This window comes from Nitritalea halalkaliphila LW7 (genome assembly GCF_000265075.1).
Lineage (GTDB): Bacteria > Bacteroidota > Bacteroidia > Cytophagales > Cyclobacteriaceae > Nitritalea > Nitritalea halalkaliphila.
Genome location: NZ_AJYA01000060.1, coordinates 1 through 25,716, shown reverse-complemented (window position 1 = coordinate 25,716; position 25,716 = coordinate 1). Strand labels below are relative to the sequence as shown.

25 protein-coding genes, 1 tRNA gene, 1 other RNA gene and 8 pseudogenes are annotated in these 25,716 nt (G+C 47.2%); 23 read left to right on the top strand and 12 right to left on the bottom strand.

Going from position 1 to position 25,716, the window contains the following annotated elements:
- Together A3SI_RS14625 and A3SI_RS21175 are read left to right on the top strand one after the other, a co-directional pair.
- Positions 1–227 (top strand): IS66 family transposase (locus tag A3SI_RS14625; protein ID WP_009057097.1); only part of this gene is annotated, 227 nt, incomplete at its 5' end.
- 395 nt (positions 228–622) lie between these two features.
- Positions 623–880, top strand: coding sequence for a hypothetical protein (locus A3SI_RS21175; protein WP_009057096.1), 258 nt, complete (start codon positions 623–625; stop codon positions 878–880).
- Between the two features lie 607 nt (positions 881–1,487).
- On the opposite strand, the gene A3SI_RS23350 is transcribed toward A3SI_RS21175, so the two are convergent.
- The 3 genes from A3SI_RS23350 to A3SI_RS14605 all read right to left on the bottom strand — a co-directional run bounded on the left by A3SI_RS23350 (position 1,488) and on the right by A3SI_RS14605 (position 2,561).
- Positions 1,488–1,721, bottom strand: coding sequence for an integrase core domain-containing protein (locus tag A3SI_RS23350; protein ID WP_394330386.1), 234 nt, complete (start codon positions 1,719–1,721; stop codon positions 1,488–1,490).
- Positions 1,722–1,802: 81 nt separating this feature from the next.
- Positions 1,803–2,195 carry an IS3 family transposase gene (locus A3SI_RS14610; protein WP_009057094.1) on the bottom strand — a complete coding sequence of 131 codons (393 nt, stop codon included), beginning with the start codon at positions 2,193–2,195 and terminating at the stop codon, positions 1,803–1,805.
- 141 nt (positions 2,196–2,336) lie between these two features.
- Positions 2,337–2,561, bottom strand: coding sequence for a transposase (locus A3SI_RS14605; protein WP_009057093.1), 225 nt, complete (start codon positions 2,559–2,561; stop codon positions 2,337–2,339).
- Between the two features lie 7 nt (positions 2,562–2,568).
- Here A3SI_RS14605 and A3SI_RS14600 point away from each other — a divergent pair, with 7 nt between their 5' ends.
- Positions 2,569–2,874, top strand: coding sequence for a tetratricopeptide repeat protein (locus A3SI_RS14600; RefSeq protein WP_040671063.1), 306 nt, complete (start codon positions 2,569–2,571; stop codon positions 2,872–2,874).
- Positions 2,875–2,979: 105 nt separating this feature from the next.
- Here A3SI_RS14600 and A3SI_RS14595 read toward each other — a convergent pair whose 3' ends face one another.
- The 7 genes and pseudogenes from A3SI_RS14595 to ffs form a co-directional block, all read right to left on the bottom strand.
- Complete coding sequence (locus tag A3SI_RS14595; protein ID WP_009057091.1) at positions 2,980–3,189, bottom strand: hypothetical protein; 210 nt, start codon at positions 3,187–3,189, stop codon at positions 2,980–2,982.
- Positions 3,190–3,330: 141 nt separating this feature from the next.
- Positions 3,331–4,002 (bottom strand): S41 family peptidase, encoded by a 672-nt coding sequence (locus A3SI_RS17775; protein WP_050977549.1) that lies wholly within the window; start codon positions 4,000–4,002, stop codon positions 3,331–3,333.
- A 47-nt stretch (positions 4,003–4,049) separates the two neighbouring features.
- Complete coding sequence (locus A3SI_RS17770) at positions 4,050–4,760, bottom strand: PDZ domain-containing protein (protein WP_156810326.1); 711 nt, start codon at positions 4,758–4,760, stop codon at positions 4,050–4,052.
- A gap of 70 nt (positions 4,761–4,830) precedes the next feature.
- Positions 4,831–5,540, bottom strand: a pseudogene (locus A3SI_RS22955) (cell division ATP-binding protein FtsE).
- Positions 5,541–5,558: 18 nt separating this feature from the next.
- Complete coding sequence (locus tag A3SI_RS14580; RefSeq protein ID WP_009057086.1) at positions 5,559–5,765, bottom strand: hypothetical protein; 207 nt, start codon at positions 5,763–5,765, stop codon at positions 5,559–5,561.
- Positions 5,766–5,839: 74 nt separating this feature from the next.
- Positions 5,840–6,499 carry a fructose-6-phosphate aldolase gene (fsa, locus tag A3SI_RS14575; protein WP_009057085.1) on the bottom strand — a complete coding sequence of 220 codons (660 nt, stop codon included), beginning with the start codon at positions 6,497–6,499 and terminating at the stop codon, positions 5,840–5,842.
- Positions 6,500–6,593: 94 nt separating this feature from the next.
- Positions 6,594–6,684: signal recognition particle sRNA small type (gene ffs, locus A3SI_RS18455), an RNA gene on the bottom strand.
- 133 nt (positions 6,685–6,817) lie between these two features.
- Here ffs and A3SI_RS14570 point away from each other — a divergent pair.
- Positions 6,818–7,093: a hypothetical protein gene (locus A3SI_RS14570; RefSeq protein ID WP_009057084.1), complete on the top strand. Its 276-nt coding sequence runs from the start codon at positions 6,818–6,820 to the stop codon at positions 7,091–7,093.
- 72 nt (positions 7,094–7,165) lie between these two features.
- Here A3SI_RS14570 and A3SI_RS14565 read toward each other — a convergent pair whose 3' ends face one another.
- Positions 7,166–7,411 (bottom strand): hypothetical protein, encoded by a 246-nt coding sequence (locus A3SI_RS14565; protein WP_009057083.1) that lies wholly within the window; start codon positions 7,409–7,411, stop codon positions 7,166–7,168.
- Between the two features lie 207 nt (positions 7,412–7,618).
- Here A3SI_RS14565 and A3SI_RS14560 point away from each other — a divergent pair, with 207 nt between their 5' ends.
- The 13 genes and pseudogenes from A3SI_RS14560 (at position 7,619) to hisIE (ending at position 18,807) form a co-directional block, all read left to right on the top strand.
- Positions 7,619–9,034 carry an anthranilate synthase component I family protein gene (locus A3SI_RS14560; protein WP_009057082.1) on the top strand — a complete coding sequence of 472 codons (1,416 nt, stop codon included), beginning with the start codon at positions 7,619–7,621 and terminating at the stop codon, positions 9,032–9,034.
- Between the two features lie 3 nt (positions 9,035–9,037).
- A complete protein-coding gene (locus A3SI_RS14555) occupies positions 9,038–9,610 on the top strand; it encodes an anthranilate synthase component II (protein ID WP_009057081.1) in 573 nt (190 codons plus the stop codon).
- Between the two features lie 48 nt (positions 9,611–9,658).
- Positions 9,659–10,671, top strand: a pseudogene (gene trpD, locus A3SI_RS14550) (anthranilate phosphoribosyltransferase).
- 8 nt (positions 10,672–10,679) lie between these two features.
- A pseudogene (locus A3SI_RS14545) lies at positions 10,680–11,484 on the top strand (indole-3-glycerol phosphate synthase TrpC).
- A gap of 2 nt (positions 11,485–11,486) precedes the next feature.
- Positions 11,487–12,155, top strand: a complete 669-nt coding sequence (locus A3SI_RS14540) for a phosphoribosylanthranilate isomerase (RefSeq protein ID WP_156810325.1) — start codon at positions 11,487–11,489, stop codon at positions 12,153–12,155.
- On the top strand, positions 12,136–13,320 hold the full coding sequence (gene trpB / locus A3SI_RS14535) for a tryptophan synthase subunit beta (protein WP_009057075.1): 1,185 nt from the start codon (positions 12,136–12,138) through the stop codon (positions 13,318–13,320). Before A3SI_RS14540 ends, trpB begins: the two co-directional genes overlap by 20 nt.
- Positions 13,321–13,329: 9 nt before the next feature.
- Complete coding sequence (trpA, locus tag A3SI_RS14530; RefSeq protein WP_009057073.1) at positions 13,330–14,109, top strand: tryptophan synthase subunit alpha; 780 nt, start codon at positions 13,330–13,332, stop codon at positions 14,107–14,109.
- Positions 14,106–15,124, top strand: a pseudogene (gene aroF, locus A3SI_RS14525) (3-deoxy-7-phosphoheptulonate synthase). The gene trpA and the pseudogene aroF overlap by 4 nt, the downstream one beginning before the upstream one ends.
- Before the next feature lie 140 nt (positions 15,125–15,264).
- Positions 15,265–16,047, top strand: coding sequence for a phenylalanine 4-monooxygenase (locus tag A3SI_RS14520; protein ID WP_009057071.1), 783 nt, complete (start codon positions 15,265–15,267; stop codon positions 16,045–16,047).
- 53 nt (positions 16,048–16,100) lie between these two features.
- Positions 16,101–16,693: pseudogene (gene hisH, locus A3SI_RS14515) on the top strand (imidazole glycerol phosphate synthase subunit HisH).
- 10 nt (positions 16,694–16,703) lie between these two features.
- A complete protein-coding gene (gene hisA / locus A3SI_RS14510) occupies positions 16,704–17,423 on the top strand; it encodes a 1-(5-phosphoribosyl)-5-[(5-phosphoribosylamino)methylideneamino]imidazole-4-carboxamide isomerase (protein ID WP_009057069.1) in 720 nt (239 codons plus the stop codon).
- Between the two features lie 11 nt (positions 17,424–17,434).
- Positions 17,435–18,199: an imidazole glycerol phosphate synthase subunit HisF gene (hisF, locus tag A3SI_RS14505; RefSeq protein ID WP_009057068.1), complete on the top strand. Its 765-nt coding sequence runs from the start codon at positions 17,435–17,437 to the stop codon at positions 18,197–18,199.
- Positions 18,196–18,807, top strand: coding sequence for a bifunctional phosphoribosyl-AMP cyclohydrolase/phosphoribosyl-ATP diphosphatase HisIE (gene hisIE / locus A3SI_RS14500; RefSeq protein ID WP_009057067.1), 612 nt, complete (start codon positions 18,196–18,198; stop codon positions 18,805–18,807). Before hisF ends, hisIE begins: the two co-directional genes overlap by 4 nt.
- A 214-nt stretch (positions 18,808–19,021) precedes the next feature.
- Here hisIE and A3SI_RS14495 read toward each other — a convergent pair.
- A tRNA-Met gene (locus A3SI_RS14495) sits at positions 19,022–19,095 on the bottom strand.
- 201 nt (positions 19,096–19,296) lie between these two features.
- On the opposite strand from A3SI_RS14495, the gene A3SI_RS14490 reads away from it, so the two are divergent.
- The 6 genes and pseudogenes from A3SI_RS14490 to A3SI_RS18445 all read left to right on the top strand — a co-directional run.
- The gene (locus A3SI_RS14490; protein WP_009057066.1) at positions 19,297–19,692 is read left to right on the top strand and encodes an START-like domain-containing protein; all 396 of its coding nucleotides are present in this window, start codon (positions 19,297–19,299) and stop codon (positions 19,690–19,692) included.
- A gap of 63 nt (positions 19,693–19,755) precedes the next feature.
- Positions 19,756–21,606 carry an LptF/LptG family permease gene (locus tag A3SI_RS14485; protein ID WP_009057065.1) on the top strand — a complete coding sequence of 617 codons (1,851 nt, stop codon included), beginning with the start codon at positions 19,756–19,758 and terminating at the stop codon, positions 21,604–21,606.
- A 72-nt stretch (positions 21,607–21,678) separates the two neighbouring features.
- Positions 21,679–21,956, top strand: a pseudogene (gene rpsO, locus A3SI_RS18450) (30S ribosomal protein S15).
- Between the two features lie 103 nt (positions 21,957–22,059).
- A pseudogene (pnp, locus tag A3SI_RS14480) lies at positions 22,060–24,200 on the top strand (polyribonucleotide nucleotidyltransferase).
- 81 nt (positions 24,201–24,281) lie between these two features.
- Complete coding sequence (locus tag A3SI_RS14475; protein ID WP_009057064.1) at positions 24,282–25,145, top strand: sigma-70 family RNA polymerase sigma factor; 864 nt, start codon at positions 24,282–24,284, stop codon at positions 25,143–25,145.
- 385 nt (positions 25,146–25,530) lie between these two features.
- Positions 25,531–25,716, top strand: a pseudogene (locus A3SI_RS18445) (FAD-dependent oxidoreductase); the annotation flags it as partial.

The window sequence follows — 25,716 nt, the reverse complement described above, 5'->3', positions numbered from 1 at the left end:
CTGTCAGGCCGCTTGCCGTTGGACGCAAGAACTACCTGTTTGCTGGCTCTCATGATGCTGCACATATGACTGCTGCCATGTACTCCTTTATGGCAAGCTGTAAGCGAAATGGTGTCGATGAAAGAGAGTGGCTAAGTGATATTTTTGATCGCGTACAGGGAATCAAGCATAAGGACCTCTTCAAGCTACTGCCTTCTAATTGGGTCAAGTACAGAGGCCAATTATAAATCCAATACGTAGTTCGTCGAACGGATACAAGTCATCGATAGGGACACCGGGGAGAGTCGGATGGCCGAAGTTTTTGTAGCCATACTTCCTTTCAGTCTTTACACCTTCGTTGAGGCTTGCTGGAGCCAGAAACGCGAAGATTTAGTGCACTGCATAAACAACATGATGTGGTTTTATGGATGCGTCCCCAAGGCCGTGGTATCGGACAGCCTAATGTCGGCAGTGACCAGGTCTAGTAAATACGAGCCAGACATCAACCGGTCTCTGAAAGGACTTTGCCAGACATTACGACTGTGTCATTAATCCTACCAGAGCGTACAGCCCACAGGACAAGGCTCCAGTAGAGAATGCCGTTCAGCTCACTTACCAGCGTATTTATTATCCCCTTAGGGAGATGACGTTTTTCTCCCTTGAAGACCTCAACAGAGAGGTAAGAAGGTTACTTAAAAACTTCAACGACATGCTTTTCCAGAGAAAAGAGGCAAGCAGGAGAGAGCTGTTCCAGGCCATAGAAAGAGAGCACCTTAAGCCCCTTCCTGCCGGCATATACCATCTTCGGGATTACACAAAAGCCAAGGTACAGAAGATAGGCTATGTGTACTTTTCCCCTGACAAAAGCTATTACAGCGTCTCGTACAGATATATTGGATAAACGTATCCGTTCGACGAACCCCATATTTTCTGTAGGCGAGGGATTTTGTAGTCTTGCGGGATGGAAAGAAGAGATAGAGAGTTTTACCAGGTGCTTTACAGGGAATGGCTTAGCTCTGGTTTAAAGAATTCTGTTTTTGCTGCAAACTAAGGCATTAACCGAACCACGTTATAGTTCAGGTGCAAAAAGCTAGAAATAGTAAGTGACCCGATTCCCGAGCCATTCACAAGCTTTAAACGCTTTGTAGTTTTGGCTCCAGAGGTAAAGCCGCAGCCTTTTTTGAAAGCAACCTAACCAAATGACGCCTAGTTGCTTTTTATGAAGAGATTTCAATTGAAAAATTAAAAAGACTCTTGGCATGTTAGCGCTTTCCTCTGCTACGCGTTATTTTATGTTCGAACTGCCTACTGTAGTATTTCCAATTATCAGACCACTTGCTGATCATTCTTAATTGAATTTTCCTTTTGTTTTTCATCTCTTTAATGCATTTGAACAAGTCGAACGGGTTCGGTCAAGGGCGGCATGTGTTGCGCCTGCGGCAGGCCGTTCAGTTTACCCTTGACGGGTTCCGGGCGACTGTTACCTTTGCATTTGAGATGAAAAACAATCATGCCGCTACCTGCAGGCTTGCTTTATATACCTCAACAGGCTTTTTCCTATTAATCCCCTGGTGTGATCGTTCAAAACTATACCTTTTAATAAATCGACCAAGCCCCTTTTCCAGTTCCCAACCCTTGATAGGAGGAAAAAAATACACATAGTCTCTTTTTATAGTCCTCCAAAATCGCTCTATATAAGCATTATCCGTGGCGCTACCTTTTCCATCCATACTTACTTTTATGCTATAGTTAGCCCTCTTTTCTAGCCATGCTGCACAGGTGAACTGACTTCCTTGATCAGAGTTAATTATCTCGGGCTTACCCTATAGCTCGATAGATCGATCAACAACCTCATGGACACTCGCCGCACTGAGTGTATTGGACAAACCCCAGCCCACTATAAAGCGACTATGCACATCAAGGATGGCTGTAAGGTACATAAACCCCTTTCTCATAGGAATATACGTAATATCAAGCTGCCATACCTGATTAGCTCTCTTTATACAAAGATTACCTAACAAATATGGCTTAATATACTGGGCTTTTCCTAAGCGAGAAAGGTTCTTCTTTGGATAGAGAACTTCAATCCCCATCTTTCGCATCAGCCTCCTGACACGCTTTTCATTTACATGAAATCCCATGTCTTTCAAATAATCTTGCATCTGGAGCACACCTTTCGTGGGACATTCCAAATGATGTTCATCTATCAAGCGCATCAACGTCAGGTTCTTATCGCTCTCAGGACTAGCTTTATAGTAAAACTCCCTTTACTAATGCCCAGAAGCCTTAACTGCCTGTTGATGCTGATTTTTGACTGATAATCTACCATGGCCTTGCGTTGGCTTATTGGGTATTGTCTACGTTTTTTTTAGAAAGTCATTCTCTAACTTAAGCTGCCCAATGGTCGCATACAGCTTCTCTAGGTCTACTTCTTCAGACTTTTTCTCCTTACCATCCGTGAAAACCGTAGCAGACTTCTCTAAAAACTCCTGCTTCCAGCTGCTTATTTGGTTAGGATGCAGCTCAAATCGTTGAGCAAGTTCTGATAAGGTCTCTTTACCCTTGATTGCTTCTAGGTCCACCTTAGCCTTGAAGGCAGCGCTAAATTTTCTTCTCTTTTGTCTCATAATTCGGTATTCTAAGTTAATAAATTTTCAAATTAGCATTCAGTCCGAATTCTGGGGAGTTTTACAGTCTGCAGAAGAAAAAATCGGGTTTAACCTTGGGGATAATCAGACGCAAGAGATCAGTCTACGCGCGGCAGCCTTAAACTTAAAGGGCCTGGTGTATGTGGCGCAGGGCAGCAAGTCTGATGCGGTGGCTGCTTTTCAGGAAGCTTTAGCGCTGGAGCCGGAGTTTCGCTTGGCTCAGGAAAATTTGAAGGAAAACTCGTAAATGTTTTAGCATAGAAGCATTTTTAAAAAAGGCTGATGGCAGGTAGGACTTGCTTTCAGCTTTTTTTTKGCCCACGGGCCAAAGGATCATCCCGCCATACCCCATTTACATGAACTTAAATACCATGAAGGCTGTAATGACCGTGCTAGCGATAAGGCTGAAGAGAATGATGCGGAAATAACTTTTCAGGAGTGCTTTTCTTCGGTAAACGTCTCGGTCGAAAAAACGATACCGATAACTGTCTTTTGACAATACGGATAGAGAGGTCAAAAAATAGATTAATAAGAGTATCGCGATGCTGAATCCTAACTCCATAGATAACTACTAATGGTATGGGAGTAAAGGTCGCTAATTTAACCCAGTAAATTAAGGGGAAGTGCTGTTTTCTTATGTTAAGTTTTCGGGCGATAGTTTAACGCAACTATCGCCCGAAACTGTCAGGGTCTCCTTACGCACTTAGAAAGGCAGAACTTGCTTTAAGTCCTCGTCTTTGCTGGTATCTATAGCCTGCCCATGACGGAGGTGTCGCTCGAGTGAGGAGTAGGGGAGAGCTCGTCCTTCCAGGATATTTCTTCTCGCTGATGTGCTACTACGCCCGAGGATCACGTCGATGGTGTTTCTGAGCAGGAACTCCTCTGGGTCACCTAACGCTTGGAAAGGTAATTCCATAAATTCATTTATAGGTCCACGATTCGGGATAAATCCTTCTCCATAATCAGAACGGTCGTCCGCATTAAAACTCTTGAATATGATCGGGAGTAGTCCCCAGTTATTCGCCTCGTTTTGATTATCACGGAGCAAGGCAGAACCTACGTTTTTTCCCTCCGTGACATCACCTACCAAGAATACATCCATAAATGGTTTTAGACCATTAATGACCAATTCGCTAGAAGAGGCTGTCCGGTTCGAAGTGATGATATAAACGCGGTTATTGGTCAGCTGATTGCCGATGTTGTTTGCCGCATCTGTAAAGTTAGCAATGACATTTTGGAACTGCTCGAACTGCTCCAGAAAGCTATTGTACCGGTTTCTGAAAAAAATATCGTTACTGCTAACATTACTTCCGATGTGGCTAGCTAATTCTACGGCGCTGGAAGTGAAACCTCCTCCGTTATAACGTAAATCCAAGATTAAATGCTGTACCCCTTCGGTTTTAAACTTGCCAAAAATATCTGCTATTTCCTCATCAAAATCACCTCCCGGCCCGGGGCGAAGAAGTTATAGACAAAATAGCCGATTTTTTCATTCTCTACCACCAAGACAGTGTCCAGGAAGTTTGGATTTTCAGCCACCTCTGTCACTTGCATCTCGATGTCGCCTATAGTTGAAAGACCTGTGGGTGTAAGTTGTGCGTATGTGATGGTGTGCGGCTGTCGAATGTTCGCCAGGGCGGAACGGAAATTACTCGTGTCCATCGCTACACCGTTAATGGCTGTTATGAAATCACCTCTTCTTAATTCGGTGGATGCGGCGGGACTATTTGCTTTTATATAGGTAACAGCGCCAAGAACGTCTCTTCCATTAGCAGCTAAAATAAGGTTGAACTCATACCCTGCTTCTAAATTACGCCCTTCCAGGCTGGCTTCAAGTTCAGCTGCACTTGGACGCATGAGCGTATACCTATCTTGAGGAACCATTAAGGTCTGTAAAAAGCGGGGCGGCTCACTGGCTCGACTCCCTCCGGGACCCATTTCGTCTAACCAGTAATACACTTCATTCATGACTGCAAAGGTCCAGTCATTGATTTGGCGGTTTAAATTGTCGCTATTTTCCTCAGGCTCTTCTTGTAAGGGACCTTCCTCGATTTCCTCGTTACAAGCGAAAAACACGCTTGAGGCGAGTAAAACGCTAAATACCCATTTGGTTTTAAGTCTCAGATAGTTCATAATCCATTTAATTAGGCTTTAAATATAATGAATTATGCGGGGAAATGTTGTTTTTGGATTAAAAAAATATTTAATAGGAAGTGTTCAGCGTGATATCATGGTGTTTGCTGTCCATCAATGTCCCATTTTCGCATTTAAGTACACGGTAAGGATATTTTCGCAGCAAATCAAAATTATGGGTTGCCATTAAAATGGCTGTACCCTGTTTATTAATTTCTTGAAATAATTTAAAGATGCCATCTGCTACGTCGGGATCCAGATTTCCTGTAGGTTCATCTGCAAGTAAAATCTCTGGATTATTCAGAAGAGCGCGTGCGATTACCACCCGCTGCTGTTCACCTCCTGAGAGCTGATGGGGCATTTTGGTGGCAGCATCCGCCAAGCCTACTTTCAGTAGGACTTCCGCCATACGGTTCTTCATTTTCTGCTTGTCTTTCCAGCCTGTGGCGCGCATCACAAAAAACAGATTTTCGGCTACGGATCTGTCCTGGAAAAGCTGAAAGTCCTGAAATACGATGCCTAATTTGCGGCGTAAGAAAGGAACATCCTTTTGTTTCAACTTATGGAGTTCGAATCCAGCCAGTTTACCCTCCCCGATTTCGAGGGGCAGATCTGCATAGAGGTTTTCAGCAAAGAACTTTTTCCACTCCCTGTTCTGCCGATTAAAAAGACAAATTCATTTGCTTCTAATGAAAAATCCACCTGCTTCAGCACGACATTTAGGCCTTGTTGAATGCACGCATCTTGAAGCTGTAAAACAATTTTAGACTCGAAATTCATAGGTAATTAAATAGGGGCTTACTCCAGCTCTAGTTTTTGTAATTTCCCGAAAGGAAGCGAGCGAATCAGGGTTTCTAATGCTTCTTCTTTGCCTTCTAGGCCAAATTTCTCCACGTTTTTCAGTGGTCTGTCTGCGCGAAAGTAGGCGACGAGAACGAAGTTTTCATCCCGAATCTGAATATAATCCGGAATCTTAGCCTTGCCTTTAACTTTTATAATATACATCAATGGGCGAATTTACGAAATAAAACGAAAGACCTTGTCTTTTTAGCTACAAGGTCTTTAACGTTTCAAGGTGTTTATTGTTTGGCTGCTTTCGCATGGTCTGCTAAAAACTGTGCCAAGCCGGCATCAGTGAGTGGATGCTTTAACAGGCCTGTAATTACTTTTAATGGGCAGGTTACGACATCAGCACCCAGTTCAGCACACTTGATAAGGTGCATGGTATGGCGTACAGAAGCGGCTAACACTTCTGTGGCGAAACCATACGCTTGGTAGATGTGTACGATCTGCTCGATAAGCTCTAAACCATCGAATGAGATGTCATCCAAGCGGCCAATAAAGGGAGAAACGTAGGTAGCGCCAGCTTTAGCGGCTAATAGCGCCTGGCCTGCTGAAAAGACCAGCGTGCAGTTCGTGCGGATGCCCTGGTTATGAAAATACTTGATGGCTTTTACCCCGTCTTTAATCATCGGTATTTTCACCACGATTTTATCGTCGATTTTGGCGAGTTCCATGCCCTCTTTAATCATGCCTTCGTAATCTGTAGCGATGACTTCTGCAGAAACTTTATCATCTACGATATCACAGATCGCTTTATAGTGGGCACGAACGGCCTCATCTCCGGAAATGCCTTCTTTCGCCATCAAAGAAGGGTTCGTAGTAACACCATCTAGGACTCCTAGGTCATAGGCCTCCCGAATTTCCGCCAAATTCGCGGTATCAATAAAGAATTTCATGTTTGGGTTTTTAGAATTTCAACAAAGGTACATTTTTTCCTTTTTCTAATGTGGGAAAATTAAAAATAGCTTTCAGAAGCAGATACCTATAAAAAAAAGTAAGCGGCATCGCACCGCTACAACTATCTACCCTTGCTTCCTTCCGGACCTGGGGGATTCAATAGGAGCTGGTCGTGCCGCTTGAATACAAAGGTAGGTGAATTCTTGATATTGGCAAAAGTCAGCGCCAAAAAAAGCCCCCATGCGACACTAAGTCGCTAAACATGAGAGAGAAATTTTATGGCAAAGTTTTTGAGCTGATTTCGCAAAAAGCAATCCATGAAAAAAATAGCACTCTACTTACTTTTATTTTTCGCCTTTAGCGCCTGTGCCGTTTTTACCCCGCGTCCACAGTTTGAGCAGGGCATGACGGAAAATCGTTTTTTACGCCAAAACCGCACGGCACTTATTAGTAATATGGAAAACGGTAAAATCACGTACCGCGTTAATCGCGATGAGCGCTTCTACGTCTTGGCTACCTTCGAAGACGGGGTGCTGATTCGTGTAGAGGAAAGGGAAATCGTGCCCATCTGGGGGGCACCACGCGATAACTAAGCTTTGCCCGAAGGGCAAAAACCAGCTACACACCAGAGAAAAAGAAGGCCTACTCCTGCAGCTGGCCTTTTTTTATTCCTCTCGGGCAGGTACACTTTTCGCCTCTAACAGCTGAAAAGCTAACGCCGAGGCCTCTTCGAAGGCATCTTCCGCAAGATCCTCGTAAATTTCCTCATCGAAGGTCAGCTCCGTGCGTTCTACCAAACCGTCAGGATGGACGATGAGCTCCGTGCCCGCCCACTGCGCTTCCTCTACCTTTACCCACACTTCATAATCTTCAAAGCTACGTTTAAAATATCGGGCTAATTTTTGTCCCATTTTATTTTTGTTGTTTTATGTGAACGCTTATATTTGCGTTAAATCTATGAAAAATCTTGCGAATACATATTGGTGGTGGCAGTTAAAATTTTCTCTCTGGGAAAGCTGATCTGCTATTGTCTATTTCGTTATATAACCTATATAGAACAGGCTTATTGGTCATCCCAATAGGCCTTTTTTTATTACCTCACGAAAGCATGTAACCTTATGCCCCAACAGATTCATCTCACCACACGCCACGAAAAGCTGCTAGCAGATATCGTGACCCCTGTGGGCATCTACCTGCAGGTAAGAGACAGATTTACGAATCCTATCCTGCTCGAAAGCTCCGATTATCATGGTCAGGATAATAGCTACTCGTATATTTGCTTTAACCCGATCGCGCACTTCTCCTTTGATGGCGCAGAAGTTAGCCAGCAGCTTCCGGGGGAAAATCAACCTACACGCAGTCCGCTCGCAGCAGGGCAGACGCTGGTAGATGCCCTTCAGCAGTTTAGCGCACGTTTTACTCAGGTGAGCAGCATCTCCGATAAGTTTATCACAAACGGCCTTTTCGGGTTCACCAAGTACGATGCCGTGCAGCATTTCGAGACCTTACAGCTGCGCCATGCTGCAGACCCCCTGCACCCGCTCATGCACTACGCAGTCTACAGGCACATCATCGTCATCGATCATTTTAAAAATGAGTTGCACCTACTCGAACATGAGCTCGAGGGCCAGGCACAGGAAAGCCTGCTACCCGAGTTGAAAACCCTCGTCCGAAGTCGGAATGTTCCCGCCTATCGCTTTGCCCGAATAGGGCAAGAAAAAAGTAACTATACAGACGCGGAATTTTTAGAAATCCTTAAAAAAGGGCAGGAGCACTGCTTCCGAGGGGATGTGTTCCAAATCGTTCTCTCACGTACCTTTACGACCTCTTTCGAAGGCGATGAATTTAATGTGTACCGTGCCCTTCGCTCCGTAAATCCATCTCCATACCTCTTTTATTTTGATTACGGGCAGTATAAAATTTTCGGTAGCTCCCCGGAAGCACAGATCGTGGTGAAAGGCGGACAGGCAACTATTTTCCCCATCGCGGGCACCTTTAAGCGGACGGGCAGCGATGAGGCAGATGCCGCGCTCGCGCGCAAATTATACGATGACCCGAAAGAAAATTCAGAGCACGTTATGCTCGTGGACTTGGCCAGAAACGATCTCAGCCGCAGCTCCGAGGAAGTAAAAGTAGAGGTGTTTAAGGAAATTCAGTACTATTCGCATGTAATTCATCTGGTGTCTAAGGTGACCGGACAGCTGCCTAAAGGGGCCAACCCCCTCCAACTGGTGGCAGACACCTTTCCTGCCGGAACCCTTTCCGGTGCACCAAAATACCGGGCGATGGAGCTGATCGATGGGCTCGAAAATACTTCCCGTAATTTCTATGGTGGCGCCATCGGTTTCCTCGGCTTTAATGGAGACTTTAACCATGCCATCCTGATTCGCTCCTTTATTTCACAGCGAAATACCCTGCGCTTCCAAGCTGGAGCCGGAGTAGTGGCGAAAAGTCACATCCCTTCCGAGCTCCAAGAGGTGAGTAATAAATTAGAAGCTTTACGCGTGGCCCTGCAGGCCGCCGAACTATTATAAGCAATGGAAAAGATTTTAGTTGTCGATAATTACGATTCCTTTACCTATAACCTGGTCTATCTGGTGCGGACCCTTGGCTATGGAGAGGCGCTGACCATCCGAAGAAATGACGCCATTTCAGTAGAAGAGGTCGCTGCCTTCGATAAGATTTTGCTCTCCCCTGGGCCTGGAATTCCGCAAGAGGCAGGCATTATGCCGGAGCTGATCACCCGCTATGCGCCGACGAAAAACATGCTCGGCATCTGTTTAGGGCATCAAGCGATCGGGGAGGCATTCGGTGCCAAGCTGCATAATTTAAAAGAAGTCGTGCACGGCTTGGGGACTGAAATTCGATGTGTAGAGGATCTTCTTTTCGCCGGTCTGGACGCTGTCCAAACGGTGGGGCGCTACCACTCCTGGGTGGTGCAGGCAGAGAGCCTTCCGGAGGAGCTGCAGGTAATCGCTGAGACGCCCGATGGGCAAATTATGGGTCTTCGTCACCGAAAATACCGCGTGGCTGGCTTGCAGTTTCACCCCGAAAGTATCCTGAGCCCGAATGGGGCGCAGATGGTGAAAAACTGGTTAGAATCTCATTGAGGTAAATGATTTTAGCATATTAATAGTCAATAAGTTATCAGCATATAAATGAAAGACATTTTAAACCACTTAACAGCCCATAAAACACTCAGTCGAGAGCAGGCCCGAGAGGTGCTCGTGCGTATCGCGAATGGCGAAGTAAACCACGCGCAGATAGCCGCCTTCCTGACCGTCTACCTGATGCGCAGCATCACGGTAGAAGAGCTGGGCGGTTTCCGAGAAGCTATGCTGGAGCTCTGCGTGCCGGTGGATCTCAGTGCCTACACAGCGATGGACCTCTGTGGAACAGGAGGCGATGGAAAGGATACCTTTAATATTTCTACGCTGTCCTCCTTTGTGGTGGCCGCGGCAGGCCAGCCTGTGGCCAAGCACGGGAATACAGGGGTGAGCTCCATCTGCGGGTCTTCGAATTTACTCGCTTCCTTCGGCTATACCTTTACGGCGGATTCAGGAGAAATTCAGCGCAACATCGAACAGGCGAACATCTGCTTTCTGCATGCGCCTCTTTTCCATCCCGCCATGAAGCAGGTAGCGCCCATCCGCCGCGATCTCGGCGTGAAGACCTTCTTCAATATGCTCGGTCCTATGGTTAACCCCAGCAGCCCGAAGATTCAGTTGGTTGGTGTTTTTAGCCTGGAACTTGCCCGCCTTTATGGTTATCTTTACCAGCAGCAAGACGCCCGCTTCGGGATACTACATGCTTTAGATGGATACGATGAGGTTTCTCTCACCGGCGCTTTAAGCTTGTGGAAAATGCTGGAGAAGGCATATATCATCCTGCTGACTTGGGCCTGCCCCGACTCGATGCGGTAGCCATAAAAGGAGGCGATACCGTAGAGGCTTCGGCCAAGATTTTCCTGTCCGTGCTAAAAGGAGAGGGGACAGCTGCACAGGAGGCCGTGGTGCTGGCGAATGCAGGGACGGCGCTGAAAGTGGCCCGCCCGGAGATCGACTTTCCGACTGCGGTGGAGCAGGCACGCGAGGCCCTGAAAAGTGGGCGTGCCTACGAAGTGTTTAAAAAATTAGTGAATCCTACCGTTTCCTTTGCGGTAAGCAAATAAATAAGCCAATGACCATTTTAGATCAAATAATAGCCCATAAGCGGGAAGAAGTAGCAGAGAGGCAGTCCCTAATCCCGGAAAAACTGCTGGAAAAAAGTGTGTTTTTCGAAAATCAGGTTGTCTCTCTAAAAAAATACGTGCAAGACCCCGAAAAGACAGGCATTATCGCCGAGTTTAAGCGGCAGTCTCCCTCTAAGGGACTGATAAACGGAAGTGCCAGTGTAGAAAAAACCAGCATCGGTTACATGCAGGCCGCGCTCAGCCCTTTCCATCTTGACGGATGAAAAATTTTTTGGCGGGCACGCCGATGACTTAAGAGAGGCCAGAAGATTTAATTTCTGTCCGATTTTACGGAAAGACTTTATCATCGACCCCTATCAGATTATCGAAGCTAAAAGCATGGGGGCAGATGTGATCCTCCTCATCGCGGCGGCTTTAGAGCCGAATACCTTACGGGAGTTAGCGCGCTTTGCGAAGTCCCTCGGTCTGGAGGTGCTCATGGAAGTGCATGATGCCGAGGAGCTGGAGCGCTCTCTCTGTCCGGAACTGGATGTGGTAGGCGTGAATAACCGTTCACTGAAGACCTTCGAGGTAAGCCTGCAGACGAGCCATGCCCTGGTCAGCCAGATCCCTGATAGCTTCGTGAAAATTTCTGAGACGTGGCCTACACCGCCCCGAAGATCTCCTAGAACTTCGAGAGGTGGGCTATCAGGCTTTCTGATCGGGGAGCGCTTTATGCAGAGCAGTCGCCCACATCAGGCGGCCTACAACTTTATGCAGGCCTATCGCAAGTTACTTAAACACCCTGCCTGACGATGTCGCGTAAACCTTGGATTAAAGTATGCGGCATGCGAGAGCCGGCGAATATCAAGGTGCTGCTCGAGCGTATTCGTCCCGCCTACATCGGGTTGATTTTATATCCTCCTTCGCCGCGTTTTATCCGTGCTGAGCTGACGGATTATTATGCTCGGCTGACCCTTCCGAAAGTAGGGGTTTTCGTGAATGAGCCGAATGAGGCGGTCTTAAAGCAGGTGGAGGTACTCGCCTTACAGGTGGTGCAGCTGCATGGTAAGGAGACGCCGGAGCAGGTGGCGGCATTGCGCCAAAGCCTACCGAGGGAGGTGGAAATCTGGAAGGTGGCCTCCGTGGGAAATGCCGTGGACTGGAAGCAGCTGGAGGCTTATGTGCCGCATAGCAGTCACTTGCTTTTCGATACACAGGTGAAAGGCTATGGTGGTTCGGGGCAGCAGTTCAACTGGGAGCTGCTCCAGGATTATCCCTTCGATATGCCCTTTATCGTAAGTGGAGGGATCACCGAAGATAGTGCGGCCAAGCTGTTAGATTTGGCCGAAGGCCTGCCCCAGCTCGCCGGGGTGGACATCAATTCGAAGTTTGAGTTAGTACCTGGCCTTAAAAACATCCTCGCCCTAGAGCGATTTACAAAGGCCCTAAATAAGGAATATCATGATCGAAATAAAAGTTGACGAAAAAGGATTTTACGGCAATTTCGGGGGGGCATACATTCCCGAGATGCTGCATCCCAACATCGAGGAGCTGCGCTTGAACTATGAGGCGATTATCGCTGAGCCAGACTTTCAAGAGACCTTTCATAGCCTGCTGCGGGATTTTGTGGGCAGGCCCACGCCGCTTTACCTCGCTGAGCGCCTATCCGAGAAATTTGGTGCGAAAATTTACCTGAAGCGAGAGGATCTTTGCCATACGGGTGCTCATAAGGTGAATAACACCATCGGACAGATTATTTTAGCGAAAAAGCTCGGGAAAAAGCGTATTATCGCTGAGACAGGTGCCGGGCAGCATGGTGTGGCTACTGCCACAGTTTGTGCGCTTATGGGCATGGAATGTACCGTGTATATGGGGGCGCTGGATATCGAAAGGCAGCGGCCGAATGTGGAGCGCATGAAAATTTTAGGAGCTAAAGTGGTGCCGGCTACCTCAGGAAGTAAAACCTTAAAGGATGCTACGAATGAGGCGATGCGTCAGTGGATTAACAATCCCGTGGATACGCATTACATCATCGGATCCGTGGTGGGGCCACACCCGTATCCGGAGATGGTGGCACGCTTTCAGTCCGTCATCAGTGCGGAAATCAAGGCCCAGCTTCTCGAAAAAGAAGGGCGTGATTACCCGGACGCGGTAATCGCCTGCGTGGGGGGTGGCTCGAATGCCGCGGGTGCTTTTTACCATTATTATAATGACCCTCGCGTCCGCTTGATCGCGGTGGAGGCTGCGGGGCTGGGGATCAGTTCTGGCAAGTCCGCGGCTACTACGGCCTTAGGAACTCCTGGTGTGCTGCATGGAAGTAAGACCCTTCTCATGCAGACCAAAGATGGGCAGGTGGTGGAGCCGCACTCCATTTCTGCGGGCTTGGATTATCCAGGCATCGGGCCTGTGCATGCCCATCTTTTCGAAAGTGGTAGGGGGGAATTTATCGCCGTAGAAGATGATGACGCCATGCGGGCGGGCATCGCGCTAAGCCGCACGGAAGGCATCATCCCGGCCATCGAGACCTCTCATGCCCTGCATGCGCTTTCGCTGATGGAATACAAGCCCGGCGACGTGCTGGTCATCAACCTTTCCGGCCGTGGAGATAAAGATCTGGACACGTACATCAAGTGGGGCAAGTATTAATTAAAAGACATGAATCGACTGAAACGTTTATTTGAGCACAAGCAGGAGCGGGTGCTTTCGATCTATTTTACGGCCGGTTTCCCGGCCAAAGACGACACGCTGACCATCATGCAGGCCCTGGAGCAGGCTGGCGCGGACATCATCGAGATCGGCATGCCTTATTCAGATCCGATCGCGGATGGCCCCACCATACAGGAAAGTAACTTGCAGGCCCTGGCAAATGGCATGGACATGGAGACCCTTTTCGGGCAGCTGGAGGAGATGCGCCAAACGGTCTCCCTGCCTGTGGTGCTAATGGGTTACCTGAATCCGATTATGCAGTATGGGGAGGAGCGCTTCTGTGCCCGCTGCCAGGAGCTAGGCATCGATGGTTTGATTATTCCTGATCTGCCGATTTCCTTGTATCTGGAGCAGTATCAGGCTCTTTTTAACCAGTATGGCCTGAGTAATACCTTTCTGATTTCTCCGCAGACCTCTGAGGAGCGCATCCGAGAGATAGACCAGCATTCGGATGGGTTCATTTATATGGTGAGCTCCCATGCCATCACCGGGGCGAAGGCCTCTATTTCGGAGGAGCAGATCGCTTATTTCGAGCGCGTCGCCGCCATGCAACTTAAAAACCCGCGCCTGATTGGCTTCGGCATTTCCGATGCCTACACCTTTACGACCGCCTCCCGCTACAGTCATGGAGCCATTATCGGCAGTGCCTTTATTAAAGTGCTGGCGGGGAGCAGGAACCTAGAGGCGGACATTCACGAGTACATCCAAAACGTAATTAAACAAGCATGATCATACAAGTTGAAACCGGGATTTCTACGCAGCAGCTGGAGGCCATTTGCGCCACGGCGCAAAATCTCGGATACAAAATTACTGAAGTAAAAACGCAGCTCGGTCACTACCTGATCGGGATCGGCAAAAAGCCTTTTGACATCCGCCTGCTGGGGCATATGCCGGGAATTAAGGACATTCATATCGTCTCAGATGAGTATAAGCTGGTGTCTAAAAAATGGAAAGCTAAGCCGACGAAAATTCAGATAGGGGATGGGGTGCACATCGCCGATGGGGAAATGGCCATCATCGCGGGCCCCTGTTCGATCGAGTCGGAAGAGCAGATTAAGGAGGTGATCGATCACTGGTAGATAACGGCGTGACCATGATGCGTGGTGGGGTGTTTAAGCCAAGAACGAGCCCTTATGCTTTCCGGGGCTTGGGAATCGAGGGGCTCAAGTTATGGCATCAGCTGGCGCGTGAGGCGGGGATCAAAATCGTCACGGAGGTGATGCAGGTTTCGCAGATCGAAGAGATGTACCCCTATGTGGACGTGTATCAGGTGGGTGCTCGGAATACGCAGAATTTCAACTTGCTCGATGAGCTCGGTAAGGTGGATAAGGCGGTGATGATCAAGCGTGGGATTTCCGGCACGATAGAGGAGCTGCTGCAGTCGGCGGAGTATGTGTTCTCTGGTGGAAATGAGAAATTGATTTTATGTGAGCGAGGGATTAGGACGTATGAGAAGGCCTCCCGTAACACGCTGGATTTAAACGCGGTGCCGATTTTGAAGGCCAAGTCGCACCTACCGGTGGTGGTGGATCCGAGTCATGGTATCGGGATTCGGGCTTATGTGCCGCAGATGGCGCTGGCAGGCGTGATGTCGGGTGCTGATGGCATTATATTTGAGACGCATAAAATGCCGGAAAAGGCGTATTCAGACGGGCAGCAGACCTTGGATTTTGCACAGAGTGCGCTGCTCATCGGCCAGATCCGGCAAACATTCGCGCTGAGAAAGACATTTCCCCTTTTGTAAAAAAAGCATTGGAAAATAGCGCGAGCTGCAGTAGCTTTTATGAAATTTAGCGGTGAGACTACTTCTGCGGGCGGTTTTATCCCGAGCGGGAACGTCTAGCGCTAAATTCGTTCTATAAGATATAAACCCAAAGCGTACGCATGACAGAGAGACCGAAAGAATGGGTGTTTAGCGACCCCCGATTAAAAGATTTACAACAGGATTACGATGCCTACACCGAAGAGGACTTTCAGGTATGGAAAATTCTTTTTGAGCGTCAGATCGTGAACTTACCGAAGGCCGCATCTCAGGCCTATTTAGATGGGATAAAGCAGGTGAATTTTACCGCTGACCGCATTGCAGATTTTCGGGAAGTGAATAAAAAATTAGCTGAAACGACGGGTTGGGAAATCCAAGTTGTGCCGGGCCTTATCGACGACGATTTGTTTTTTGGTCTGATGCATAACAAGCGTTTTTGTTCGTCTACTTGGCTGCGCAAAATGGAACAGCTGGACTACCTTGAGGAGCCGGATATGTTTCACGATGCTTTTGCACACATGCCGATGTTGACGAATCAGCATTATGTGGATTTTCTCGAGCAGCTGGCGGGCATCGCTTTAAAGCACATCGATGATCCCTGGGCGATTGAATTGTTATCGCGAATTTACTGGTTTACGATCGAGTTTGGCCTTATCCGTGAACATGGAGAACTGCGCATTTATGGAGCGGGAATTTTGAGTTCAGCGGGAGAGACGAAATTCTGTCTTTCCGATGCGCCGGCGCATCATCCGTACGAGGTGAAGAAGATTTTTAATACTCCTTACTGGAAGGATAAGTTTCAGGACAAGTATTTCATCATCGAAAGTTACGAGCAGCTGTACCACTCGATTCCAGAAATCGAGCGTGTGCTCGAGGAGATGCTCGCCGAAACGGCGAATCAGTAAGCAAAACAGAAATCCCGCTGCTTCAGGCGGGATTTTTTGGTTATATTTGTTCCATGAAAGTAGCAGTCATCGATTACAAGGCCGGAAATGTTACCTCGGTTTTGTATGCGCTGGAGCGGTTAGGAGCCGAAGCAGAGCTCACCGCCGATAGCGAAAAAATCCGAACTGCGGATCGGGTTATTTTTCCCGGGCAGGGAGAGGCGAGCTCCGCCATGCGGGTATTAAAGGAAACGGGCATCGATAAGGTCATTCCTGAGTTAAAACAACCTTTTTTTGGTATTTGCCTCGGCCTGCAGCTGCTCTGTGCCCATTCTGAAGAGAAAGATACGCCCTGCTTGGGTGTGTTTCCTGTGCAGGTGAAGCGGTTTCGGCCGGAAAATCCAAAGGTAGATAAGGTGCCTCAGGTGGGTTGGAATCAGTTGGAAAAGCCCAACAGCCCGCTTTTAAAGGGGCTTCCGGCGGCGGCGTACGTCTATTATGTGCATAGTTTTTATGCTGAACTTAGCCCGTACACCATCGCGGAGACGACCTACACGCTGCCCTTTTCTGCCTGATGCACCGGGATAATTTTTATGCCATGCAGGCACACCCGGAGAAGTCGGGTCTGGTAGGCCAACAGATATTAGAAAATTTTCTTCGTTTATAAACCAAAATTCATGGAAATTATTCCAGCGATCGACCTTATCGGCGGCAAGTGTGTGCGCCTGACGCAGGGAGATTATGCCCGTAAGAAAGCCTACTTTGATGATCCTGTAGAAGTGGCGAAGCGCTTCGAAGATGCAGGCATCCGCCGCCTCCATTTGGTGGATTTAGATGGAGCGAAAGCGAAAACCATCGTGAATGGCGCCGTACTTCGGGCGATTTGTGCCGAAACGAACCTGCATGTGGACTTCGGAGGTGGTATTCAGGCGCAGGAGAGTTTAGAGGAGGCCTTTGCGCTGGGCGCAAAACAAATTACGGGTGGCAGCATCGCAGTAAAAAATCCTACCCTGATGAAGCACTGGTTAGCTACTCAGGGGGGTGAAAAAATCATCTTGGGAGCTGATGCCAAGGATCGGAAAATTGCCGTAGGCGGCTGGGAGGAAACCACGAGCCTAGACGTGATCGACTTTATCCGAAGCTATCAGGCGGAAGGTGCGCGGTATGTTATCTGTACCGATGTGGCTAAGGACGGTCTTTTACAGGGGCCCTCTCTCACCCTTTATGAGGAGATTTTAGCGGAAGTCCCGGGTATTCAGCTCATCGCGAGTGGTGGGGTTTCTGGTGTGAAAGACGTAGAGGCGCTGCAGCGTATCGGTGTGTATGGAGTAATCGTGGGTAAGGCCTTCTATGAGGGCAGAATAGATTTAGCTACTTTAGCCTCCTTCGTGGAATAGGACAGACGTATATGTTGACGAAAAGAATCATTCCCTGTTTAGATATTAAGGATGGCCGTACAGTGAAGGGGGTCAACTTCGTGCAGCTGCGTGATGCGGGCGACCCGGTGGAGCTGGCCAAGTTGTACTCAGATGAAGGTGCGGATGAGTTGGTGTTTTTAGATATCACGGCTACGGTGGATAAGCGCAAGACGCTCGCTGAGCTGGTGACGCGCATAGCCAAGGCGATTAACATTCCTTTTACGGTGGGAGGAGGTATTAGCTCCGTGGAGGATGTGCGTGTGCTGCTACAGGCAGGCGCGGATAAAATTTCCATTAACTCCGCGGCTGTGAAGCGTCCCGAGGTGATCGATGAACTAGCTGCGGCCTTCGGTTCACAGTGCATCGTGGTGGCGATTGATAGCAGGTCCGTGGAGGGTAGAGATATCGTGCATACGCATGGCGGTCGTCGTCCTACGGAGCTAATTACGCAGGAGTGGGCGGCGGAGGTCGCTGCTAGAGGTGCCGGAGAAATTTTACTCACCTCCATGGACCATGATGGCACGAAGGTGGGTTTTGCGAATCGCCTGAATGCCGAACTAGCAGAATTACTTGCTATTCCGGTGATCGCTAGCGGAGGTGCGGGGACCTTAGAACACTTTCGGGATGCCTTTACCTTTGGCAAAGCCGACGCAGCCTTAGCGGCAAGTATTTTCCATTTTAAAGAAATTCCGATACCGGGCCTGAAGCGTTACCTGAAGGACAGTGGTATCTCGATACGAATCCAAGAAGCATGAACATACAGGACATTAATTTTGAAAAAGTAAATGGGCTGCTACCGGTCATCATTCAAGACGTGCAGACGGCGAAGGTGCTGATGCTAGGCTATATGAATGAGGAGGCCTTAGAAAAGACGCTGGCCACGGGCCAAGTGACCTTTTTTAGCCGCACGAAAAATAGGCTGTGGACAAAAGGGGAAACCTCGGGAAATTTTCTTTTGGTCGATAACATGCAGCTGGATTGTGATCAGGATACGCTTTTGATCCAGGTGAATCCGGTGGGCCCTGTTTGCCATAAGGGGGATGATACCTGTTTTGCGCAGGAGAATTCGAGCAAGACCTTTTTTATCGACACACTACGGGCGGTGATCGCAGCGCGTAAGACAGCTTCTCCAGAGAGTAGTTATACCAGTTCTCTTTTTCATAAGGGGATCAATAAAATCGCCCAGAAAGTGGGGGAGGAGGCGGTAGAGATCGTCATCGAGGCCAAGGATGATAATAAAGAACTCTTTTTAGGTGAGGCGGCTGATCTGCTATTCCATTATTTGGTGCTGCTGGAGGCAAAGGAGTACAGCTTGGATGAAGTCATGGAGGTGCTGATCGCTCGGCATGGTAAAAAGGCCTGAGATTGAGCTTGAGCTTTGGCGCTAGCGCCAAAGTGTACTGCATGGGCTGTTCATTCGCTGTTATCAAGATATAAACAAGGTATATATAAAGGCGCTCCTGAGAGGGAGGGCTTTTTTTTGGCCTTGGGTTATGGGCATAAGGTAGAAGTGTGCACGTGGATGCTTTACCGTTTAGCACAAAAAAAGGAATGGTCACTGACCATTCCCTAAAGAGTAGCGAGGACGGGAGTTGAACCCGTGACCTCAGGGTTATGAATCCTGCGCTCTAACCAACTGAGCTACCTCGCCATGCTGAAAATAAATTTTTTCTCTATTTGAGATACGAAATATTCTCTGTATCTTACCAAAAAACAAATAAGCTATCAGACAGCCTTTTGTTTTAACCCTATCGCGTTCCGTATGGGAATGCAAATATGGTGGCTTGCTGTATAAAAAACAAGTTGTCACCAGAAAAAAAATAAAATTTTAAGCACGAAAAAGCAGCACAGGATGGGTAAAAACAAATTTATTGCTGATTATCAGGTGAATACTTCTAAGAAAGTTTTATTCCCTTATTTGAGTACGGCGAGTGGTTTAGCTTCATGGTTTGCGGATGAGGTGAAGCTGAACCCTGACAAGACCTTTATTTTTACCTATGATAAGGAGGAGCATCATGCGCGGATCGTGGCGATGCGGCAGCTAGCCCACGTCAAGTTTGAGTTTTTCCATCCAGAAGGCGGGGAGGTGTCTGACTCAGCCAACATCGAGTTTAAGTTAGAGGAGAACGAGTTGACCCAAACCCTCTTTTTAAAGATTGTGGATCAGAACGAACACTATTCGGATGAAGAGTTGCGTTCCATTTGGGAGGGCTTAGTAGGTAATTTAAAAGAAATCTTAGGGGCTTAACAGGTGAATGTGCTGAAAAATGCGGAAATTTGCCTTTCTTAAGCGACAGGTGAATAGAGCAGCATGAAAAAACTCGATAAATTAATTTTAGGATCTTTTATAGGGCCTTTTATCCTCACGTTTTTAGTGGTGGACTTTATCCTGTTGACCGTAAACATGCTGAAGTATTTCGATGAAATTTTCGGTAAGGGGCTAGAGTTTACGATTTACTTGGAGCTGATCTCCTATTTTATGATCAGCATTTCGCCTATGGCACTTCCGCTGGCTGTGCTGCTGTCCTCGTTGATGACTTTTGGGAATTTGGGCGAGCATTTTGAGCTCACAGCCATAAAGGGAAGTGGGATATCCCTGCTGCGCGCCCTTAGGCCTATCGCGGTGTTTGTGGTGATTTTGACATTTTTTGCCTATCTCTCGAATAATTATTTGGTACCCAAAATCAATTTGAAGACCTTCAGCTTGCTGTACGATATTCGAACCAAGTCTCCTGCACTTGATATTAAAGAGGGCGTGTTTTACAGTGGTATTCCGGGATACAATATTAAAGTAAATAAAAAGGTGGACGATGTACGGCTACGGGACATCATCATTTATGACCACACCGAGGGACAGGGAAATATTAATGTTATTTTGGCCGACAGCGGCCGAATGGAGCCCTTCGAAGACGAGCGCTACCTGATGATGACCCTCTACCAGGGAGTGAGTTATAAGGAAGCCCGTGCCCCTCGTGGTATTCGCGAAAAGCCAGTGGAGTTTACCCGATCTAGGTTTACAGAAAATGAGATGATATTTAATCTGGAATCCTTTCAGATGAACCGTACGCCAGACGAACTGTGGTCTACGAACCGCTCCATTAAGACGATAGAAGGCTTGAAGGAGGGCTTAGACTCCATGGCTTTAGAGATGAATAAGGAGGTATTTTTTAATTTTTCGGCCAGCAAGAGCTCCTTTCCTTATTATGGGCGCAATAGGGAGTTCACTCCTCCTGAGCATGTGGCTGCCATGAAAGAGCGTGCAGATTCCATCAGCGAGGTGCGCCGCGAAATGCGTTTGGCACAGCGTGCTGCCAGAGATTCAGCGCTGCAGCAGGTTTCTGTGGTGGTGAATCCGAATGCCGATAAATCTCTGGCGGAGGTTTCAGATGACTTGCTGCAGGTTCCTTCTTCGGAAGTGGAGGCAGCCGATTCGGAAGCGGTTACAGGTGCAGACCAGGCGCGTGCTGCATCAGAAGGGGAGCGGCAGGCGCCGCAAAGTGAGGCTCCTACGACGATTAAAGCGGTTCAGCAGCAGCGAAATGTGGCCTCTTTACAGCAGCAGGGTTCCGCTCCACTTTCGGAGGCAGCCGCGGAAGGGAAGCGGCGTGTAGAGGCTTATAGTGCGGAGTTAGCTAAGAAAAGAAGTGAGTTTACTGACGAACAGCGCAGCAGAATAGATAGTATTATCGAAAAGGGCAACTATGAGGCGCGGGCTGCTACTGCGGCCATGAATAATGCCCGCTCGTTAAAGAATAATTTTAGTACCCGCCTGACGAAAATTGACAATTTTGAGCGGGAGTATCGACGTTTTCAGATAGCCATTTACCAAAAGTACACGACGGCCTTTGCCTGTATCGTCATGTTTTTAATAGGGGCTCCCTTAGGGGCCATTATCAAAAAGGGGGGATTAGGGATGCCTGTTTTGCTGTCGATGATTTTTTTTATCCTTTTTTATATGTTGACGATTACCGGGGAGAAATGGGCGAAGGAAGGGATTGTTTCGCCTGTATTCGGCACTTGGTTTTCGAATCTGGCCCTGTTACCTTTCGGTATTTTCTTTTTGCGCCAAGCGCGAAAGGATGCCCGTCTTTTCGAGGCCGATGTGTATGTCAGCTGGTTTGAGAAGCAGAAAAAAAGATTTAAGAAAGTAAAGGCCTCTTAATGCAAGTTGGTGTTTGTTAATCTGCGGATTATTTCCTACATTTGCATTTATTATTTTAAAATTTAGCTTAACATGTATTTAACATCAGAGAAAAAAGAGGAGTTGTTTAAAAATCATGGCAGGTTAAAGTCTGAAACTGATACGGGTTCACCTGACAGTCTCAGATCGCTTTATTCACGTACAGAATCAAGCACCTGACCGAGCATTTAAAACAAAACAAGAAGGATCATGCATCGCGTCTTGGTCTTTTAAAATTAGTAGGTAAGCGTAGAAGCTTATTGGATTACTTATACAAAAACGATATCGAGCGTTACAGAGCTGTTTTAGCTGACCTAGGACTGCGTAAGTAATAGTACTATCGTAGGGTCCTTCTACACCAAGAAGGGCCCTATTTTTTCGTCTACTTATTTGTTAAACCTTACTTTTCTTGTTATTTCTTACTAAAAGTCATTTATGTTACCAAATGTCATTTCGAAATCTATCACCTTAGCGGATGGTAGAGAGATTACCATTGAAACAGGTGCATTAGCCAAGCAGGCTGATGGTTCCGTGGTGGTACGCATGGGCAATGCGATGTTACTTGCCACTGTAGTTTCTAAAAGAGAAGCTCAAGAAGGGGTAGATTTTCTTCCTCTGTCTGTTGATTACCAAGAGAAGTTCGCTGCCTCAGGTAAAATTCCTGGAGGATTTTTAAAGCGTGAAGGTAGATTATCTGATTATGAGATTTTGATCAGCCGTCTGGTTGATCGTGCGATTCGTCCGATTTTCCCGGATGATTATCATGCCGATACCCAAATCGCCATTACCTTAATGTCAGCAGATGCGGATGTTTTACCGGATGCGCTAGCCGGTTTAGCGGCTTCTGCAGCTTTGGCGGTTTCGGACATTCCTTTTAATGGTCCTATTTCTGAAGTTCGTGTAGCGAAAGTAGCGGGTGAACTTGTGATCAACCCGACGCCTACTCAGCTGGAACAAGCGAATATGGAGTTCATCGTAGCTGGATCGAAGGAGTACATCCTGATGGTGGAAGGTGAAGCAGATGAGATTTCTGAGGATGAGATGGTGGAGGCGCTGGAGTTTGCACACCAGGAAATTATCCGTCACTGTGAAGTGCAGTTAGCGCTGGCGAAAGCAGTGGGTTCGGAAGAAAAAAGAGCTTACGAGCATGAAACACATGATGAAGCCTGTATGAAAAAATGCATGCCGAGCTTTATGAGAAGTGTTATGCCGTCGTAGCGCAGCAGATCGCAAACAAAAGTGAGCGCTCTAGACTGATAAAAGAAATTAAAGAAGCCTTCATCGCTTCCTTAGGCGAAGAGCATGCGTACGATAGCTTCTTGATCAACCAGTACTTTGGTAAGATCCACAAAGAAGCGGCGCGTAACCTGACTTTAAATGAAAAGAAACGTCTCGATGGTCGAAGACTAGATGAAGTACGTCCGATCTGGTCGGTAGTAGATTATCTACCTTCTGCGCATGGTTCGGCCGTGTTTACCAGAGGGGAGACGCAGTCGGTTACTACCGCTACATTAGGTACCAAGCTTGATGAGCAAATGGTAGATGGTGCGATGATTTCGGGATATAACAAGTTCTTCTTGCACTATAATTTCCCAGGGTTTTCTACTGGAGAGGTAAAGCCAAACAGAGGACCGGGAAGAAGAGAGGTAGGTCATGGTAACTTGGCCATGCGTGCCCTTAAAAAAGTATTGCCTTCGGATGCAGAGAACCCTTACACGATTCGTGTGGTTTCCGATATTTTAGAATCTAATGGTTCTTCTTCTATGGCGACTGTTTGTGCGGGTTCATTAGCTTTAATGGATGCTGGTGTACCGATTAAATCAGCCGTAACGGGTATTGCTATGGGGATGATTTCGGATGCCAAAACGGGCAACTATTCGATCCTTTCGGATATCCTTGGAGATGAAGATCACTTAGGTGATATGGACTTTAAGGTAACAGGAACTTCGAAAGGAATTACAGCTTGCCAGATGGATTTAAAGGTAGAGGGTCTAGACTACAGCGTCCTGAAAGAAGCACTTTATCAGGCGCGTGCAGGTAGACTTCATATCTTAGATGAAATCAATAAAACGTTAGATGCGCCGAGACCGGAGCTTAAGCCACATGCACCACGTAGCTTTAACATGAATATTCCGAAGGAGCTTATCGGAGCAGTGATCGGGCCTGGTGGAAAAGTTATTCAGGAAATTCAGAAGGATACAGGAGCGACGATTGTTATCGAAGAGATCGATAATCAAGGTAAGATTAACATCTTCTCGAATAATCAAGATTCTATGGACGGTGCTATCGCACGAATTAAGGCGATCGTAGCGCAGCCGGAGATAGGGGAGACGTATACAGGTAAGGTGAAAAATATCATGCCTTTCGGCGCTTTTGTGGAATTTATGCCTGGCAAAGACGGTTTGCTCCATATTTCTGAAATTAAGTGGGAAAGACTCGAAACTATGGACGGTGTCTTAGAAGCTGGCGAGGAAATTGTGGTAAAACTAATTGATGTGGACAAGAAAACTGGAAAGTTCAAGTTATCCCGTAAAGTTTTACTTCCCAAGCCAGAAGGACACGGAAAAAAAGCCTAAAAACGAAACAATTTTAGGAATTTGAACTTTATTTCCCTTGTAACCCGTTTATAAAGCGTCGTACTATAAAACCTATTGTGAATGAGGCAGCTAAAAATTAGCAAACAGATTACCAACCGGGAGAGTCAATCCCTCGATAAGTACCTACAGGAAATCGGTAAAGTAGATTTACTTACCGCAGATGAGGAGGTGCTATTAGCGAAGCGTATTCGTGAAGGGGATCAGTTGGCTCTCGAAAAGTTAACGAAGGCAAATTTGCGTTTCGTGGTGTCTGTGGCCAAACAATATCAGAACCAAGGTCTGTCCTTAGGGGATCTTATTAATGAAGGAAATCTCGGGTTGATTAAAGCTGCACAGCGATTTGATGAAACCAGGGGGTTTAAGTTTATCTCTTATGCGGTTTGGTGGATTCGTCAGTCTATCTTACAGGCACTAGCAGAGCAATCTCGTATTGTACGGCTACCGCTTAACAGAGTGGGTTCATTGAATAAGATTTCTAAAACGTTCTCGGAACTGGAGCAGAAGTTTGAACGTGAGCCTTCCCCGGAAGAACTTGCAGAGGTTTTGGAGGTTTCGGCTGGAGAGGTCGTAGATACCATGAAGATTTCAGGTCGTCACGTATCGATGGATGCTCCGTTCGTACAAGGAGAAGAGAATAGCTTACTCGATGTACTCGAGAATGATGGCGAAGGAACACCTGATGATGGTTTGATGAACGACTCACTTCGGAAAGAAGTGCAGCGTGCCTTAGCGACGCTTACGCAGCGGGAAGCTGATGTAATTGTTTACTATTTTGGGCTGAACGGTGAGCAGGCGATGACGCTTGAAGAAATCGGTGAGAAATATAACCTTACACGAGAGCGTGTTCGTCAGATTAAAGAAAAGGCAATCCGTCGTTTGCGTCATAATTCTAGAAGTAAAACCTTAAAGCCTTATCTCGGATAAGGAATAACTCGATAACAAGAAAGCCACCCCTTTGGGTGTTTTTTTGTTAAAGCGACTCCCTTCATTAGCGTGCCCTCATTTTCTAAATAACTATTTAAGTACTGTTTTTTTGGCCTATATTTTGTGCGCTGGTTGAAGCCAAGGAAGCGCCCGTCAGTACGTAGTACATCATCCCTTTTTTTTACCGATTGATTATTCTATTTAAACGCTCGGAATGTAAGGCTGTGTGCTTTTGTGATAAAAATTGCTTAATCCCCACTAGGAAACCCGTATATTCGCATGTATATACATAGGAGAACGTGCTGCTACTTTAGGGAATTTTAACAGTAGATAGCTTTGTTCTCATAGAAGGATTAATCAATTTTGCGAATTAAATTATAAAGTTATGGCTACTGAAAAAGTAAAAGTGCTCATCATAGGTTCAGGTCCTGCCGGATATACGGCGGCGATTTATGCATCCCGTGCAGGTTTGGAACCCGTTCTCTATACTGGGGCGCAGCCTGGAGTCAGCTGACCATTACCACAGACGTAGAAAATATCATCCCGGTTATCCTGAAGACTCGWGCCAAGG

What these genes read in the sequence shown, in the direction of transcription:
- A3SI_RS14490 (WP_009057066.1), top strand. Translation starts at nt 19,297, where the DNA reads ATGGGTAAAAACAAATTTATTGCTGATTATCAGGTGAATACTTCTAAG.
- hisIE (WP_009057067.1), top strand. Translation starts at nt 18,196, where the DNA reads ATGAACATACAGGACATTAATTTTGAAAAAGTAAATGGGCTGCTACCG.
- hisA (WP_009057069.1), top strand. Translation starts at nt 16,704, where the DNA reads ATGGAAATTATTCCAGCGATCGACCTTATCGGCGGCAAGTGTGTGCGC.
- A3SI_RS14610 (WP_009057094.1), bottom strand. Translation starts at nt 2,195, where the DNA reads ATGCGCTTGATAGATGAACATCATTTGGAATGTCCCACGAAAGGTGTG.
- fsa (WP_009057085.1), bottom strand. Translation starts at nt 6,499, where the DNA reads ATGAAATTCTTTATTGATACCGCGAATTTGGCGGAAATTCGGGAGGCC.
- A3SI_RS14560 (WP_009057082.1), top strand. Translation starts at nt 7,619, where the DNA reads ATGCCCCAACAGATTCATCTCACCACACGCCACGAAAAGCTGCTAGCA.
- A3SI_RS14520 (WP_009057071.1), top strand. Translation starts at nt 15,265, where the DNA reads ATGACAGAGAGACCGAAAGAATGGGTGTTTAGCGACCCCCGATTAAAA.
- A3SI_RS14595 (WP_009057091.1), bottom strand. Translation starts at nt 3,189, where the DNA reads ATGGAGTTAGGATTCAGCATCGCGATACTCTTATTAATCTATTTTTTG.
- A3SI_RS21175 (WP_009057096.1), top strand. Translation starts at nt 623, where the DNA reads ATGACGTTTTTCTCCCTTGAAGACCTCAACAGAGAGGTAAGAAGGTTA.
- trpA (WP_009057073.1), top strand. Translation starts at nt 13,330, where the DNA reads ATGAATCGACTGAAACGTTTATTTGAGCACAAGCAGGAGCGGGTGCTT.
- A3SI_RS14475 (WP_009057064.1), top strand. Translation starts at nt 24,282, where the DNA reads ATGAGGCAGCTAAAAATTAGCAAACAGATTACCAACCGGGAGAGTCAA.
- A3SI_RS17770 (WP_156810326.1), bottom strand. Translation starts at nt 4,760, where the DNA reads ATGAACTATCTGAGACTTAAAACCAAATGGGTATTTAGCGTTTTACTC.
- A3SI_RS14565 (WP_009057083.1), bottom strand. Translation starts at nt 7,411, where the DNA reads ATGGGACAAAAATTAGCCCGATATTTTAAACGTAGCTTTGAAGATTAT.
- hisF (WP_009057068.1), top strand. Translation starts at nt 17,435, where the DNA reads ATGTTGACGAAAAGAATCATTCCCTGTTTAGATATTAAGGATGGCCGT.
- trpB (WP_009057075.1), top strand. Translation starts at nt 12,136, where the DNA reads ATGATCGAAATAAAAGTTGACGAAAAAGGATTTTACGGCAATTTCGGG.
- A3SI_RS14555 (WP_009057081.1), top strand. Translation starts at nt 9,038, where the DNA reads ATGGAAAAGATTTTAGTTGTCGATAATTACGATTCCTTTACCTATAAC.
- A3SI_RS14540 (WP_156810325.1), top strand. Translation starts at nt 11,487, where the DNA reads ATGTCGCGTAAACCTTGGATTAAAGTATGCGGCATGCGAGAGCCGGCG.
- A3SI_RS14485 (WP_009057065.1), top strand. Translation starts at nt 19,756, where the DNA reads ATGAAAAAACTCGATAAATTAATTTTAGGATCTTTTATAGGGCCTTTT.
- A3SI_RS14570 (WP_009057084.1), top strand. Translation starts at nt 6,818, where the DNA reads ATGAAAAAAATAGCACTCTACTTACTTTTATTTTTCGCCTTTAGCGCC.
- A3SI_RS14580 (WP_009057086.1), bottom strand. Translation starts at nt 5,765, where the DNA reads ATGTATATTATAAAAGTTAAAGGCAAGGCTAAGATTCCGGATTATATT.